Here is a 16,100-nt window from a genome sequence, read left to right as displayed (position 1 = left end):
TTATTGATTTAAACCTTTTGATTCACAGCATCTAAGCTTTAGCAATTTGCTATCCCGGATCACTTATCTAAAAATGACCCGGATGAATGCATTAGCTAGTAAAAGATGGCGATGTGGGTGTATCTTCGTTTTGTAGCATAAAGCGTCGGACAGCTTCAGACTTAAAATGACTATGAACGAGTGCTGCTCTTTTAGCCTTCTCTTCTGGTGTCTCTCTCTGGAGATACTCTCTTAAGGTTTCTTCTCCCCACCACCATTGATTTGCTTTGTCCGAGTCAACTAAAAGCTTGGGCGTGGTCAAGCGTTGCGCTAAATCATCGCAATATTGATAAAAGTCTCCTCGAGCATCAATTATTTTAGTTTCGGATTCGGATAAAGCTTGAACTGTTTCTAAAAAGGCAACTCGCGATTCAGGAGACTTCATGTATGCACCTATATTACTTGTATATAAGGTATCTATTTCAACTGCATTTTCCTGAAGCAATTTTTTTAGTCTAATAAAGGTTTCAGTTGCAAGAATATCTTCAGTTAACAGTACGATCCTATCGTTGTGAGCTAGAAACTTTATAAACTGAAACCGTTCCTCATTGGCTAACCAACCCGTTTTTACCTGTAAATGGTCTCTAATTTCATCAGAGGGGTCTGAGCATCGGGCATCTGATCGAAAATTTGGAGAAAATTTTATAGCATTATCCAAATTACTTTCGGTTTTTTTGCTAAGACGATGAAAATCATGAGTATTAACGAAGCGAGTCATTTTTTCAATAAATTGTTCTCTATTGTTTGACTTAAGCAAGTTGTTTAATGTAACACTTAAAAAGTAAGCATTTTCAGGATTGTGGTCACAAATTACACCATAGCTCGATCTTCTTAAAGCCATAATATCTAAGTTATGCCAACCAGAAAATCCAATATGGCATCCCCCTCCAGTGTTAGGCTTTTCGGCTAAAAGTTCTGCTATGACATCGGAGCGTTCTTCATTTGTTGTGATATAAACTCCCTCAGAATATTTGGGAGCATGGGTAATGGAAGTATTGTCCAATTTACGGAGTCGTTTTGATAAAGGGTTTTCTTTAACTATTTCAAGAGATAACCTGGGAACTGCTGGCCTTGTTGGCTCCGTTTTTCGTGCCTCAGGGGTTTTTACAGTAGTTCCGGTCGACGTTTCAAAAAAACAATTTTTAAACATAATATTCCAAAAGTGCGTAAACGGCGCAAATATATCAATTTTATGCTTTTGTAGAATACTCTCTTTTGGAAACTAACTTTTTCTAAGAGGGATATTTGTATGAAATAAAACTTTTCGCGACAGTACCAAAATGGTTGCTCATTTCGTTCAGCAATCCAATCTAATATAACTATTGTGTCATAAATTGTGGCATAACTGTGACAATACTCCGCTGTTTTTGGCAGTTTTATACTGTTATTCTATACTTATGATGCATCACAAGGTATTGATTATTAGAGGTTTTTATTACCAAGCGCGCCATTTAATCAAGTACTTACGTGTTTTTTCGAAAATTGAAAAAAGGGGATATCAAATTTGTAACACTTTTTCAAATTCTTTCAAAAAACTAGTGCCAAAACGTTACATGAAGCCCACTAATTCTATTTGCAGCATCTCGTAAATGATCCCTAGAAAGATGGGCATAACGTAACACCATTTCAAAAATTGACCATACCCCTAATTGTTGCAGCTCTTGGAGTGATGTTCCCTTTCTCTTAATGAGATCTACCTCATTCCACCGTACTCCAGTAACGTATCGAAGCACGCAATCCAGTAGATAAGGTAAGTCAGCCATATCTTTTAAATGTGAAGGCAATTCATTGAGTAAACGATTTGCTTCCTCCAAAACTTAAAGAGCCTCTAAATATAAATTTCAACAGCATGCAGTAACGCAACTAACTACTTTGAAGAGAAATAAATAAAAAAAAAGATGTTCCTCCTCCTATTTTGCCTTCTTTTTAAGCTCTATATCCTTATTTTGCTCAATTGCCTCCTGTTTAGAGGCTTTATAAGACAGCTCGGGTTCCATTGTTATAAAAATGGAAAATTTTTCCTATTTACTTAGCGTAGGTATTTATTAGCATCTGATTAACTATCTTGTTGAGCGGGGCTTAATTAAACTTATAGTTTGATATTGTTATTCCATTTTGTACATTATAAGAATATATTCTGAGCCAATTAAGCAAAAGAAAATAAGGTTTTATTGTGTTAAGTAAGTCAGATAGAAACGAGCATTTAATTAAAGAGTATTTTAGAAAAATTAGTTGTAATTTTTTACAAGTAAATGATTTATCTAAAGAAATTAAACTTGATTATTTGCAAAAAGTTTATAACTGTCATATGCAAAGCTATCCCTTTCATAATTTTGAATTGAGAGTTGCAAGCCAATCACACCCATTATTTCGTCAGTCCCTAACCCTTTTTAATTTGGGTGAATTTATTGACGGATATAATGGTGGCTTTTGTTTTCAATCTTCTGAAATTTTGTATAGGGCATTAAGTAAATCGGGTTTTGAGGTTTATCGTTCTATTGCAAAAGTTCTTAATGGATTATCACCAGACTCCCTTGAGGCAAAAAAGATTCCAGCTACTCATTTAATCTTAATTGTTACTATAGAAAATGAAAAATATTTAGTCGATCCTACCATGGGGATGAATGGTTCTTGCTCACCATTTTTAATTCCAGAAAATGAACATGTTTATCAACAAAATAATCAACATTATAAAATCGAAAAAGTAAAGGAGGAGTATCATTTTTACCGAAAGATAAAGGAAAACTGGTCGATCAGTTTTTGCTCTTCTTTTTTACCTGCAAATCAAACTACCATTTCTACTCAATTAACAAAACTTGGTTGTTATCCCCTAACTTTGGGAATCCGTGATCTTATCAGCTTAGTTGGGATTGCTACACCAACGGGAGGTAAGAGTTTGTTATGGAATCCAAAAACCAGGTTATTTATTTTTAAAACAATTTGTTATTTAGAAGGTGATAAAGAACAATCCTTTAATGATCTTGGTGTTGCGTATGAACTTATTTGTAATCAATTTAAAATAGATCATATTAGCAAAAAGGAATTTAAACAATTTTGTGAAAAAAATAAGTGGCCACAACTCAAAAGCTCATTTTTTGTAGATTTTCCTATTGATAAAAATGAAATAGAGAAAATGAAAGAAAATTTCTCGAATTGCGAAAACAAATATATATAATTATTTTCTTTATGAGATATGTCGCCTTTTCGTGAATCTAGTAAGTCGGCTTTACGGGCTCGTATTCTGGCATAACCATGGTCATAAACATCCCTCAATCGAGACCAACCAATGGGAAAGAAATTTATAAGAATCCGGAGCATCATCAGATAGATGCGCACTTTCAAAAACAGCAATTTAGCCTTGGATCTGTTTATACAAAGGCTCATTAATTGTACTATATACTAATTTCGAAATTATTACTTTCCAAATGAGTATATTCTCTAAAAATTCATTCCGTGTAAAATAATTAGTCAATTAGCAGAGTCTTTGTCACGGAGTATTTCTATGAAGTCCCTCCAAAGCATCCCACCGGTCTTTCATTATGTTTGGGTAGGGGGCGAGATTAAACCTAATTACCTGCAATCCATAAAAGATTTATCGGGGGTTGCCTATCGAAATCGTTTTAATAAAACGATCATTTGGACAGATAATGAAAAAATTATCAACAAGCCATTGAGCCAAGCAGCTTCAATTAAGTACAGTTCTGACAAATTGAAAAACCACCCTGGATCTTCTCATCCTAAAGGTAAAATTTCACAAGAACCATCCCTCGCTGAAGTTTTAGATGTTCCTATTCCTGCAGAAAATTATCATATAGAAATCAGAAATATAAATGAATTGGTATCTCGGCTGAAAAACGATCCAATTTTTTCAGACAAAGAAACTAATGCATTATTATTACATATATTAACTGAATCTATAGGAAACAAGAATTTAGCAGCGGTAAGCGATTTAATTAGGTATTGTAGTTTATATTACTTTGGCGGCTACTATCTGGACACCGATTTATTAGCACTAGTGAATGAGTCGACAACACTTGTACCAGATAAACCTAAATTTGGGATAATCGGTCACTTTAGGCAATTTGAACACCCGGAGAAAAAGCGTTCTTTAGCAAGGCTTTTGGGCATTGAGTTGCCTCTGGAAATTGAGGGAAATAATGATGCCTTTGGCGTTGTGCCTCGCCATCCTATTTTGCGAGTAGCAATCAAAAAAATGTTGGAAAAATATGTTCAGTTAGAAATAGAGCCCGTGATTTTTAAAAACGGCTTTACAGATATTGCCGATAAATTAAAGCAACCTTTAGGCACCTTTAAACACGATTTTTTATCTAAATTAACTAGTGATAAAAATGCTCAAAATAATTTTATGAGTGAGCTTTTGAACAAGTCATTTGAACTGCGTTTATTAAATAACGTCAATTTTGATGAAATAGATTTAAATAACTTGCCCAAAAGGACACGACAATCTGTTGATAATGATAAAGCTAAGGTATGGGAAGCGATTGATGACTTAATTAATGAGTATGCAACCCTGTTAAAGGTTAAAAAGAATTCTAAAGAAAGTACACGGGAGTTAGCTATAGAATTGATCCGTGTTGTCCAATCAGAAATTAAAAATCATAAGGCACAATATTCGATGGGTTATGAGCTTGCAACAGAGAAGGATGCAAAACGATTTCCTTTTGTTCAAGGAACCTCAACAAAAACTAATAAAAGAAGATCGAACACTTGTCTCACTAGTGTTAATTCCTTTTGTGATGCAATTGAGGAGTTCGTATTTTATAAAGATAAGAAAGAATCTTCCCCTTATACTGAAAAAGAAATGGAAGCATTTCCCTCCGATGAATTAACCAAACGTAACTTTAGGGAAAATCTTTCCACCATTCAATCGCCAGGAGAATACGAGGAAAAAATTCGACTAGCAGGGTGTGAGATTAGAATACAGTGTGATAAAACATGGTTGCAAAATACCCAAAAAAAGGTTTCATACGATGACAACGACTTACCCAGTAAAACCAAATACTGCGGTTTCTTTAAAAGAAGCGATGAATCCAGTGCAACTAAACAGGAAATAACAGCTGCTCAATGTTTTAATCCAAACTAATTTAAGAAGACCAAGAAGCGCGACGAAGCTTTTGGACGCGCTTCAGTGCGTCGCGAAGCGATGAGGAGCAAACAAAGTAAGCGACGAAGCTATCCTTCCCTTGAATTTCTTATCATACACCAAATCATCCAATCTCTTAAATAATTCGGTGTTACTGGAAAACATTTCCACCCAAGTAGCGACAGTAAGGAAATCTTCTAACAAGAAAAGTTAAAAACCGTTGCTACACTATACGGTATGTGGCGATCTTTAAAAGTTTCTGTGAACGCAGATTGCGCCTGGCTCCCCGTACAGTGTCCTGTAATAACATAATCCGGATTAAGGCTGGATAAATCAGCAACCGTAGGATTAATCCTTGGTTCAAAGGTTGGTCCTGCTAAGTGAAATCCCCCCATGACGAGATAAATTTTATTTAACGCGGTGAGTTTAATAGCATGCCGGCAGGTATTTACCACTCCGGGGTGTCCACACCCCGTAAAAACACATAATCCTTTATTTTTGAGATTAAAGATAACTGCACGTTCTTCTATGACAAGAGGTTCGGGCTGCCATTGATCATTTAATTTTCTCATTTCACCTGGCGCCCCTTTTTCATAATCATTTTTTCTAGGGACCTCGCCACTGATTAAAGCAAGGTTATCCATAATATAAATGGGATCTCTACTTTCAAAAATTTTACCCCCATATTTTTCAATGTCCTTTTTAGTTATTAAATAACTTTCAACAACCCGGTCATCTTTCACATCAAAAGCTCTGGGAGTAAATAAATCAGGATGAACATAGACGGGAATATCTTTTTTTCCAATGGCATCTAATGCCTTAATGAGCCCTCCATAATGATCGGAATGCCCATGTGAAATAAAGACAGCATCCACTTCCTGAATGTTAACACCTAATCGTTCAACGTTTTCAAGAAATAAGTTGCCATCAGGACCCGCATCGAAAAGTAAGGTATATTTTTTATTATCGACCGATAATTTGATTAAAAGTGATAAACCGGAACAAGCACGGCAAAGATCAGAACTGGAAAATTTTCGGCGTTTCCTTACTTCGAATTGATATTGGTATTCATTCCACCGAATTTCTTCATGGCTTTTGGTAAATATATCTGAGACATTATCCATCAATACGATTACTTGAATGTTAGATACCTCATTTAAATGGTCTGGCATGATCAAACTCCTTTCTGAATTACATATATAATTATATACGGATTTTCGTCGAGGGAATTTAATCATGCTCTCATTTTGATCTTGAGACGACACAACAGCCTGTAACTGGGGTTAATAACAGTTAATCCTGTGGGTCCTACTTGGTTTAATGCAGTTTAGAAAATTATCCTGCACCGAAGTCCATAATTTAGGTGCTGTTTTTGAATACAATGACGAACCCATTAAAAATCTACAGCAGGAACGTCAAATGATATTTCAATGGGGTACACTAAGGCAGGAGAATTGCAGCCGTGTACTGAGTCCACCGCATAAGATCCACCTAATGAGAAAAAAGCTGATTTACATATGTTTTCTGGATTTTAATGTAATTACCTTCATTGACTTTGCCCTCAATGTTCAAGCAACTCTAAACCCTCTCGAAAAGTTAATTCCCTTACTTCTTCTTTCTACTCCATTCTGCTAAGTGACAAACTTTTTCGAATAACCTCCCTGCTATGCTGGACTCAAAAGATTCTCCAATTAGTTATCTCGCACTTATAAAGGTGAATTAATAAAAAAATATGGTTTTCGCTTCCCGTAGGTGTTTAAAGTTAAAGTGAGCTCATGTAAATGGTAAGACAACACAAATTAAAGTCAAAATTGCGGTGATACTCATAATTAGAAATATTTAGCTATAGCAGGTCTAAGCGCATTGCCAAAAGCAATCCCCTGAATCACACAGATAACTAGCAGTAGGCAGCGACAATTGTCCAACAACAATACATCGCAGAATTTGAACTTATATACAATGAGCATACCTGAATTTACAAATAAATTTCCACACCTCAAAATGAGAAAAAAATCAATTAAAGCATCAAATGAATTAACATTTTTATAGACTCATTACTATATGGATTTAAGAAAATACGGTTAATATTTGATGTGAAGATAGTTTATATAGCTGGTTTATATATATACATTGATGTAATCCCACGTAACCCGATGCATTCACAAGTGTAGTAAATTTGTGCAAAGTGTAGTATAACCGCTGTTCTTTTAGAATGAAAAAAATTTATACCACTCTCAGAAATTCAAAACCAAGGTGCCACTATCTAATTAAGTCTAATGCCATCTCGGGATCATCTAGTAATTTGCTGCGGACAGAGTGTTTAAAAAGTTAAAATAAATTTTACTAGGACATATATAATGAATGCATTAATAAGATTTTATTTAAAAATTTTTATTTGTAAAGAAAAACCCCAAAACTCACCCTATTCTCCATTTTTATTATTTATTTCTACCTTTATTACTTTTATTTTAAGTTACTTAGTAATTTATTGCATCGATTTGTACGCTCCTGTTTTATTTTTTGCATTAGTAGTAACTCCTATTGGAAGAATTGCAAATGAAACTTTATTTCTGCTTCCATTTATAACTATTATATACACTATAATTATTTGTATAACTTTTCATATAAAAAGAAAAATGGTTCAAATGTTAACCTGTCTTTTAATGAGTATAAATATTACCTATATTATATTATTTGCATTGTTTTTTTTCTTACAGTTTTTAATTACATTCACTCTTAACTTTACTTCCACTTCTATAGGATTAATTTCTATGAGTGTTTTTATTCAATATCTTGGAATTAGTCATGTTATTAACATAATCTATAAAATATATAATGAAGCTTTAGGCTCGAGATTGAATGCGATTTGTGTTGTAGTGGGGTGGGTTTGTTTAGCATTTCTTATTCCTTTGTCTTTGCATTAGTTTTTGTAATACTGAGCCTGTTGTAGCACATAAGTTTATTCCAAGCCTCTTCGGCGAAGTGGTGATACCAGGATCGCACTCTACGGCACAGATTACGGACAAGGAGCGCATTCTCGGACAGGTTTGCTCTGGACAAAATTTATTCCTGTAAAAATGGTTAACGACTGCAGATTAACTCCTCAATCTTTGGGATATTTGCGTAAATTGCAACGAGGAAGCTACATTATTTGAAAAGGTCTTAATAAAAATTATACCATATAATTTACCATCAACTAAAAAGCCTATAGCAAATTTGTAACATATAACTTCCCTGTCTTATAAGGCAGTGCAAAATTCGTCGTATAGCAAGTTACTGAACTCCAGACTCTATTTCCTGCAAAGTTAATTATATTGGTAACTACTATTCCTATAATTTTATCCTAGGGATTTGGAATACATGAGATTCTTTTTTCATTCCGTTCTTCTTCTCTTTTTATTAAACTTTCAATTTCCTTTTTCTTTTCCATAGGCCCATTCATCCCAAAAAAGGATAAGACCTGGGGGATAACAGAGTATTGGCTATAACCCATGGAGTTTTCCTGTTTTTTAATAACCATATTAGCTAATCGTGTGTTTTCAGCAATCATAATTTTACGGACATCAAAAGTTTCATGTAAATTAAACGCAATTTTTGTAATGTGAAATAATAGTTCAATAGGTAGTGTGGGCCGTTCATTATCAGTGTTTTGCAACTTATCATCCTCATCAATGTATAAGCCCGTAGAAAGTTGTCGCACTGCCTGTAAAAGCCAAATTTGGAGACCTTGCGTCGCTGCTAATAGCTTTTCTGCTTGTAAAGGTTCAAGTTGATAATCAACTATGCAAGAACGCAGGTTGCGAAGATATCTCCATCCTTCGTTTCCCATACATTGATATTTTAATCCCAAATGCTTAGGATCTATTCCGTTCAGCGAAAATTGAACCTTATCTAAAAAGTATTCTGTAACAAAATAATTAGATTCCAACTCAAAGGCGGTCTGTTCTAAATATCGTTCATCGTAGCTAATTTGATCGAATAGCTCTTCAGATAACCTATTTACTAATGCAGAAATTCTATTAGAAGGATGGAGATATTCACGCATCATTGCATACATATCACGATTATAACTTCGAACAAATCCTCTCGTAATATTATAAAGTAGTACAGATATTTTATCCTCATCATTTTCTTTGCTAAATAGTAAATCTACTAATTCTTCCTGCCCACCCCAAGCAGCACACAGGACTGCGTGATGTTTATCAGCATTAAATTTTTCAATTAAAAGCATCACTGCGTCCTGTTTTCCCTGCTTCGCTAAAAAACCTACCGGTAAATAATTACCGTGTGGGAACTCTATGCCCTGTCTAGAATTTAATTCCCTTAATCCTTCCTCATCCTTCAGTTCTGCTAAGTGACAAATTTTTTCAAATAACGTACCTTCAATGCTGGGTTCAAAAAAATCTTCAACTTTTTCTTTCATAGTTATCTCGTTTTAAAAAATGGGAATTCAACCAGATGTCCATTTTTTTCCTTAAGAAGGATTAATCAATACATGGTTTGTTTTACAAACAGATACTGATCATATATGGTTTGCTCATATTTTACTCGATTAATATTAATTAATGTATTTTTATAGTAAAATAACGTTTTTATTTTGTTAGAAATTAATAAGAACCCCTTAATAGTAACCAAGCAGCTTAAGGTTTTAAGCCAGGTAACAGCGGACGGAGGGAAATTTGAAGCATTATTACTCAGAAATCGAGCATGTTTTGATATCATACCCATCAGTATAGATTTGAGCTTCAGTATACTGCCCTAGGGCAATGAAGTTCAACACCATTGACCTATTCCCATAACTCATAATAAAGATAAATCAGCCCGGAGCGACCGATAATCCAATTGATATTTTACTCTAAGAAATCTGAAGTATACTTATATAACGAACCCTATCTACTTGGAGAAAATTTATGAACTCAAAGGTAGAAGAAGAAAAAAAAGCTGCAAAAGAAAGATATGAAGGACTCTTAGCCGCGCTCGAGGTCGAAAACACGAAGAGAATACATCAGAATTTATTATTTGAAATGCGCCCTAGTAAAATGCTATTTGAAAAAATGTATGAACAGAATCAGGTTAACCCGCTACATATTGAATTTATATCAAAAAACTCAGGCGCTAAATTTACTATAGAGAATAAATTTTTTCCTCATGGATGGATTACTACTTGCCCGGAAAATGCGACTAAAGAAGAACTGGACTGTATAAGGGATGTAGTGTTAGAAACAATTGCTCATCCTAAAAATGCATGTGAAGGTTACCAACCTAAACTTTTAGCCTTCTTTCCTGATAATACTCCTGAAGAAGAAATTTTTGAATTCGTTAAAGCAGCTAAAGAAAAAGGCATTGAAGTAAATTTATTTATTGGCAAAAGGTCAGAGTTTGACAAAATAAACCAGGATCATTCGCAAAAAACAAAAGAAGTCATTGAATCCGGAAATCTAGATAAACTCCCTGGATGGGATGGTTTTATGCGCGAGATTAGCAAGAGTCAAGGAGGAAAAGTAGGTGCAGAACTGCTAAACAAATATCACTCGGAACAGACAAGCTTATTCAGGCCATCGTCAAGTTAACGAGGAGAATAAGAATGAACAATTTCTCGAGTTTTAGGCGCAAGGATGCTCAAGAGCAGCATGGTTCCAAATTTGATTTGCACTTTGTAAAGTTATAAAAAAACCTCTTATCATTCATATGAAGATGAAATAATAAAGATAATTAAAGAGCGTCATTGTAATAAATGAAACTGTGGAGCACCCGCATTAATTACTCATTCTACATACCCAGAGAGAAAAGTTGAGTTTGAATTGCCAGGACTTCAGCTTTAGAAAATTAGGAATGCGTATTGAAGGATATGCAGCCGTTGCTTGGAAGGTGCTGGAAAAATTTTTCTCAAATACCCTAAGATACATTTGAAATTAGCTTTGTGTAATCAAAACCGCTTAAAACCAAAACTTCCTCGATTGAATGGAAGGCAGAATTAAACTATGAAATAAGATTCGTTCAATTGAGCACGAAATGAATATTGCTTTAATGATGAGAATTTCTTATAGTCCAGCGAAGTAGATTCTTAATGGATTTTTGAAATATGGCTGAGAAAATCTATTGGGTTTATATTTTGCTCTGTAGCAACCAAAGTTATTACACAGGATACACTGACAACCTCGAAAAACGTTTTCAGGATCATCTCACAGGTAGAGGTGGTAAATATACACGGAGCTTTAAACCTATCTCAATTGCTCAATGTTGGAAGATAAAAAGTGATAAATCGATTGCAATGCGGATAGAACGTTATATAAAAAAACTTTCTAAAGCTCAAAAGCAACAACTTATACTCAACCCTTATTCCGATACCTTAATAAACATTTTAACAAATTATTTTTAACCGGATAATTAAAAGCGACCTTTGTCGCTTCTAATTTTCTCATCCTTCCACTTAGGTGGGTCTACTTATGTTGGTGTTCATGTAGCAACCCTGCTCTTCTTAGACTCAATGCTTTTTTTTAAAGGCACAATCCAACACGATGACAAATGGCTCATTTGATGGCTACAGGCGGTATTTTATCAATCCCTTAGAGTATTCCCGAGTCGGGCGGTAATCTAGAGGAAAGGAATGAATTCTATCGTTTTGTTACAAGTTGATACTTCAATAAAATTTTCTATCGCTTGTTTTAAAACCATTAACGTCTCATCTTCTTTTTCAATGGATAAACTCCAATGATCATCTGAAGCATTGTTATATAAATTAATCCATTTCTTTGAGAATAAAATTTTGCTATTTGGGAAAAGTGCTTCATTAACTTTAGTTAAAAAATCATAATCTAACCATGCTGAACGAGTACCGTAAATTTCAAAAGTAACTTTTTTTACTAACTCATCAAAAAAGGATTTGTCTATAGAAGAGAGATAGTTTTTAACTAATTTAAAGCTATCCTCGTCATTCATTTCAAAAATTGAAGTTCTACTCAGAAACAAATGCTTTTTAATTTTATCAGCCAGATTCTGTAAAGCTTCAGAATTAAGATATGGATTATTAGGAATAAAATACCAATCAGCAGCTAACAGGGTATTTTTAACAAGATTATTTAACCAATCGCTTTTCAAGAAATTTTTTTTCATCGCTTCAGTCATAGTTGAAAAAAAATCAAAACAGGATGTTTTTGCGCTTATCATTTGATTAATTTGGTCATTCAAAATATCTACATTTTTTTGAGATTTAAGACTTTTATCCTGAAGCTGACTTAAAATTTCTCCTAATACTTCTGAGTTATTAATTTCTTTTAATAATTCAGGTTCAGTTTTAGATTTGATAACTAAATACAGGAGGGAGATGAGGATGATGTGAAAACCGCAATTACCTGGCCCTTTACAAGGTGAAACAATTATCATAAGGAAGCCTCATTCATTATTTTGTCAAACTGGAATTATTTTGATCAGTAACTATACTAAAAAGTATAGAATATTCCTAGAGCAAGACTAAAGTAATTGAAAAATATTATTTGGATACAGTTTTTAATACTGCTCTAAAGTAATACTAGAGGTAAGGTGTAATATGTTCAGAAAAAAATTTTTTATTCCCCCTTCGACTTCCCCAAAAGAACGCCATAAAATCTATAACTGGTTTGACGCTGTTTCCAAAATTGCTTTAGAAGGTAAAGAAACAGGGGTAGCTAGCACCCGAAAGTCAGGTATAGCCCAATCAGATACGGTCTCCGTTAGTAAGGAGCAATTAGCAGTAATTACATATCTATGGGATAACGTTGTTAAGAATATTAATTTGGGTGGTGTAGATAAAAAACAATTTTGGAACTTGTTCTTAACAAGTGATATGAAAGAGATAAGTAAACATGAAGTTGAACCAACTGGATTAATACCATGGTATAAAGGGCCTTTATATTTATTAACCCTACTCTATTTCATGAATGTAGACCTCTCCCCTTTTTTCAAAGAAATGGGTATAGATGAAAGACAATATGAGAATATATATAAAGAATTTAATGTGGTTGCTGGAAAATATTCATATTGTATCAATGAATTATCAAAAGAGTTAGCTCAGACCTTGACTACAATGCAAGAAGAAATACGTGATATAAAAGTAAGTTTCGATGGAGAGTCGCAAGAAACACTGGCTAAAATTAATCAAAAATATTTCGAATTATTGAGTGAAATTCGGGGTGTTTATATTCCTGAAGAAATAAAAAAGGAATATTTACAAAAAAGTAATGCAGAAAATCATTTTGTCCCTTCATATTCAGTATTTGGTGAGCATAAACCTAACCCTAAAAGTTCATTTGAAGACCTTATGAATAATATCCGAACTTTAAACTCTAAAAATGTTGAACCTTTAGTAAGTGTCAATTTAAGCGATTCTCTTTTTGGAGAAGAAGAAGATTACAAAGATTTATTGAGTTCAGTTGGCAAGATATTGGAAAAGGAGAACGGTACTTATTTTATCCCAATGGATCTTAATGAGAATGGAAAAAAGCATTTGGCTTTATTAAGAGTTAATATCAAGAATAGTGAAATCCAGTTGGTTGAATACATTGATCCAATGAGCAATTCATCATTGCCGGGTAAATTTACGTCAGTCCCAGATGAGATTAAGTATTTCATTTCACGGAATCACTCCCTCCCAGCATTTACTACAAAGTATGGCAAGAGTTCATCGATTGAACTAGTTGCTGAAGCAAAATTTGTGTTAGATCATATTGAAAAAAGTTTAACAAATTCTGTTGAACCACCAGCAAGTACTTTTGGGCCTAACTGAGATATTATTTATCTAATGGTGTCATCTCATTGATTATCTCTACCCAGATTTAATCTGATCTCAACTTATCTGTAATTATTTTTTTGTCTTGAAGTTTGAATTCAAAGTACCTTTCGACAAAAACTGATTAGAGTATGCTTTTACGCTCAAGACTGTAACGAATCAATACCGCATTAAAATCAGAACCTTCTCTGACTGCTATGTTTTTTAGACGTGAACGAACAGACTCACCAATATTTTTTGTCATTGAATACAATTCTCCTCTCTCTAACAAGATTCAGAGCTTTTGACTGTGTGTGCTTTATGCAAGTTTTCTTTATAACAATATAAAATTATTCTTTTTTCTCAATATCTTAGAAGTGTCCAGGACCGTTACTTTTCCTAGAATCAGAAGAATTGATTAGGATTCAAAGATACTGTTCTTTTTTAATCTGCGCATTTTACGTAGGTCTGGTAAGAGGTATTTAATCTTAAATTTATATACTGATTACATGCTTTTCCTCAGGAGTGTTAAATGTATTCGAAACCTGCTATTCGCGTTCAAGAGTTTATTCAACCCCAGAGGCATCAAACTGATTTTTGGTCTCCAAATAATTCACACGTGAGAGCTTATCATCCCGATGAAGTTATGGAGGTTATTAGTAAAAAGGATGGACTTGGAGATCAAAAACAAAAAGAAATACCAACACTTTTTTTCTTTGATAATAATCAAAGACCTGTTGTTTTAGATGTAAGTATTCCTAAAGAGGTCAATAAGTTTCATTGTCGCGTTATGCCTCCTATCATTAGAGACAGCAATGGAACAAGTGATTATGACCCAACCAGAGATAATCCAGAAGGTCTTAAAAACATTCTCCAAGAACATTCAAAAATGGCAATGCAAAATCTTAAATACAGTAATCCTCCACATTCATTGCCTGTAACGATTGTATATCATTTTGGAATGGACAGTAGTACTGCCGGCCATGTAGGTACGGTTGCTCTCAGAATTGATAGTTTTGACGATCCTAGCAAAAATGAAATCATGGTTATTAACTCCTTAGACGGTTATGACGCTTGGGAGAACGCTGCCGTTAGGGGAATTAAGCAATCATGTTTCAATATGAGTGGCGAACCTACAGTCCATGTCATTAAACCAGCTACTTATCCTCAAGCAAATATCACACAAGCATCTAAAGGGATGAACGGTTCATGTGGGGCTATTACTGCTGAAATGTGTTGTGCTATTTCGCCTAATATATCTTTTTCTCAGCAAAAAGAGCAGTTAGTTGCATATATGAGCAGCATATGTGGGGAACGAAATGAGGCTCAGATTAGGAAACAACATCATAGCTTACTACATATGCCTCAAAACATGATTCATCCCACTACTGCAAATGTTATCGTGGCAGAACTGTTAGTGGATCCCGCAAAAATTAATAATCAAAACCTGCAATCCGGACAATTGCTGAAAATCTGCAAAAGCGTTAATGATCCCAAAATAATTCATCATATGCTTAAAAGTCCCCTCTTCAAAGAAGCAATTCAACAACAATCAGGTGTTCAATCATATGAAGAACTCCAAAATAATCATCGAGATAATGCAGTAAAAGATCGAGAATTTAAATATATAAGCACCCCAAAAACATCTGAGGAGTTTGTCGTCACTATGCTTTCTTATCCTCATTTTCTAGCCAGTGCAAAGTTACAACTAAAGGCTGCAAATTTGAATGTGTATGACGTACTTTCGAGAGTTAATGATAAAAATCTACTGCAACAATTTTTCACAAATCCAACCCTTGCAGGTAGCATAACTCAGGAACAACGAGGGCAATTAATGTCAGAAAACGTACATAATGCATCTCTCCCACAAGTGAATCAAATCTCAGAGAACGAGCCTAGCTCGTGCAGAATAGGATATTAAAAAGCTTGTTTTCAAGACAAGGCTGGATTTGAATCTCGGGGATCATCGGGGAACCTGGTGAGAATTAATTTGGGAATATCAACAAGCATCCAAATTTGTCCCCACAAGAGCCTTTTCGTGTAGGCTTTTCCCGTGTTTCAATAATAGTAAGCTAAGAGGTTTTTTCTACCTCTTCAACCTTTAATCGATTACCAATACCCGCGTATTCCACCGACGCAGGTTTGGCTAAAGGGAGTGCAAGATTTTGGGTGATTAACCTTTGGGTTCCTGTGTAAAGCCGTGATGCTTTAAAC

The 16,100-nt window shown here is 34.3% G+C and carries 11 protein-coding genes and 1 pseudogene; 7 read left to right on the top strand and 5 right to left on the bottom strand.

The window, feature by feature from the left end:
- Positions 1-91 precede the first annotated feature (91 nt).
- Together HBNCFIEN_RS07715 and HBNCFIEN_RS17705 are read right to left on the bottom strand one after the other, a co-directional pair.
- On the bottom strand, positions 92-1,189 hold the full coding sequence (locus HBNCFIEN_RS07715) for a hypothetical protein (RefSeq protein WP_182393511.1): 1,098 nt from the start codon (positions 1,187-1,189) through the stop codon (positions 92-94).
- Between the two features lie 415 nt (positions 1,190-1,604).
- Positions 1,605-1,727, bottom strand: a pseudogene (locus HBNCFIEN_RS17705) (site-specific integrase); the annotation flags it as partial.
- Between the two features lie 485 nt (positions 1,728-2,212).
- Here HBNCFIEN_RS17705 and HBNCFIEN_RS07705 point away from each other — a divergent pair.
- Positions 2,213-3,214, top strand: coding sequence for an arylamine N-acetyltransferase (locus HBNCFIEN_RS07705; protein WP_182393510.1), 1,002 nt, complete (start codon positions 2,213-2,215; stop codon positions 3,212-3,214).
- Between the two features lie 327 nt (positions 3,215-3,541).
- Positions 3,542-5,143 (top strand): glycosyltransferase, encoded by a 1,602-nt coding sequence (locus tag HBNCFIEN_RS07700; protein WP_182393509.1) that lies wholly within the window; start codon positions 3,542-3,544, stop codon positions 5,141-5,143.
- Between the two features lie 197 nt (positions 5,144-5,340).
- On the opposite strand, the gene HBNCFIEN_RS07695 is transcribed toward HBNCFIEN_RS07700, so the two are convergent.
- Entirely contained in the window at positions 5,341-6,315 is a 975-nt protein-coding gene (locus HBNCFIEN_RS07695; protein ID WP_182393508.1) for an MBL fold metallo-hydrolase, read from the bottom strand.
- Between the two features lie 1,185 nt (positions 6,316-7,500).
- Between HBNCFIEN_RS07695 and HBNCFIEN_RS07690 the strand changes: the two genes are divergently transcribed.
- Entirely contained in the window at positions 7,501-8,067 is a 567-nt protein-coding gene (locus HBNCFIEN_RS07690) for a hypothetical protein (RefSeq protein WP_182393507.1), read from the top strand.
- Positions 8,068-8,486: 419 nt separating this feature from the next.
- On the opposite strand, the gene HBNCFIEN_RS07685 is transcribed toward HBNCFIEN_RS07690, so the two are convergent.
- Positions 8,487-9,566: a hypothetical protein gene (locus HBNCFIEN_RS07685; RefSeq protein ID WP_182393506.1), complete on the bottom strand. Its 1,080-nt coding sequence runs from the start codon at positions 9,564-9,566 to the stop codon at positions 8,487-8,489.
- A gap of 487 nt (positions 9,567-10,053) precedes the next feature.
- On the opposite strand from HBNCFIEN_RS07685, the gene HBNCFIEN_RS07680 reads away from it, so the two are divergent.
- Together HBNCFIEN_RS07680 and HBNCFIEN_RS07675 are read left to right on the top strand one after the other, a co-directional pair.
- On the top strand, positions 10,054-10,713 hold the full coding sequence (locus HBNCFIEN_RS07680) for a hypothetical protein (protein WP_182393505.1): 660 nt from the start codon (positions 10,054-10,056) through the stop codon (positions 10,711-10,713).
- A gap of 512 nt (positions 10,714-11,225) precedes the next feature.
- Positions 11,226-11,522: a GIY-YIG nuclease family protein gene (locus HBNCFIEN_RS07675; protein ID WP_182393504.1), complete on the top strand. Its 297-nt coding sequence runs from the start codon at positions 11,226-11,228 to the stop codon at positions 11,520-11,522.
- 215 nt (positions 11,523-11,737) lie between these two features.
- Here HBNCFIEN_RS07675 and HBNCFIEN_RS07670 read toward each other — a convergent pair whose 3' ends face one another.
- A complete protein-coding gene (locus tag HBNCFIEN_RS07670) occupies positions 11,738-12,526 on the bottom strand; it encodes a hypothetical protein (protein WP_182393503.1) in 789 nt (262 codons plus the stop codon).
- Positions 12,527-12,689: 163 nt separating this feature from the next.
- On the opposite strand from HBNCFIEN_RS07670, the gene HBNCFIEN_RS07665 reads away from it, so the two are divergent.
- Both HBNCFIEN_RS07665 and HBNCFIEN_RS07655 read left to right on the top strand, forming a co-directional pair.
- Entirely contained in the window at positions 12,690-13,904 is a 1,215-nt protein-coding gene (locus tag HBNCFIEN_RS07665) for a hypothetical protein (protein WP_182393502.1), read from the top strand.
- A 514-nt stretch (positions 13,905-14,418) separates the two neighbouring features.
- Positions 14,419-15,807, top strand: a complete 1,389-nt coding sequence (locus HBNCFIEN_RS07655) for a hypothetical protein (protein WP_182393501.1) — start codon at positions 14,419-14,421, stop codon at positions 15,805-15,807.
- Positions 15,808-16,100: the final 293 nt, after the last annotated feature.

Source organism: Legionella sp. PC997 (genome assembly GCF_014109825.1).
Taxonomy (GTDB): Bacteria; Pseudomonadota; Gammaproteobacteria; order Legionellales; family Legionellaceae; genus Legionella.
The sequence above is the reverse complement of the archived record's forward strand: the minus strand, read 5'-3'. Positions and strand labels throughout refer to the sequence as shown.

Excerpts from the sequence above, each read along its gene's own strand:
- HBNCFIEN_RS07715 (WP_182393511.1), bottom strand. The coding sequence starts at position 1,189 with ATGTTTAAAAATTGTTTTTTTGAAACGTCGACCGGAACTACTGTAAAA.
- HBNCFIEN_RS07700 (WP_182393509.1), top strand. The coding sequence starts at position 3,542 with ATGAAGTCCCTCCAAAGCATCCCACCGGTCTTTCATTATGTTTGGGTA.
- HBNCFIEN_RS07695 (WP_182393508.1), bottom strand. The coding sequence starts at position 6,315 with ATGCCAGACCATTTAAATGAGGTATCTAACATTCAAGTAATCGTATTG.
- HBNCFIEN_RS07690 (WP_182393507.1), top strand. The coding sequence starts at position 7,501 with ATGAATGCATTAATAAGATTTTATTTAAAAATTTTTATTTGTAAAGAA.
- HBNCFIEN_RS07685 (WP_182393506.1), bottom strand. The coding sequence starts at position 9,566 with ATGAAAGAAAAAGTTGAAGATTTTTTTGAACCCAGCATTGAAGGTACG.
- HBNCFIEN_RS07680 (WP_182393505.1), top strand. The coding sequence starts at position 10,054 with ATGAACTCAAAGGTAGAAGAAGAAAAAAAAGCTGCAAAAGAAAGATAT.
- HBNCFIEN_RS07675 (WP_182393504.1), top strand. The coding sequence starts at position 11,226 with ATGGCTGAGAAAATCTATTGGGTTTATATTTTGCTCTGTAGCAACCAA.
- HBNCFIEN_RS07670 (WP_182393503.1), bottom strand. The coding sequence starts at position 12,526 with ATGATAATTGTTTCACCTTGTAAAGGGCCAGGTAATTGCGGTTTTCAC.
- HBNCFIEN_RS07665 (WP_182393502.1), top strand. The coding sequence starts at position 12,690 with ATGTTCAGAAAAAAATTTTTTATTCCCCCTTCGACTTCCCCAAAAGAA.
- HBNCFIEN_RS07655 (WP_182393501.1), top strand. The coding sequence starts at position 14,419 with ATGTATTCGAAACCTGCTATTCGCGTTCAAGAGTTTATTCAACCCCAG.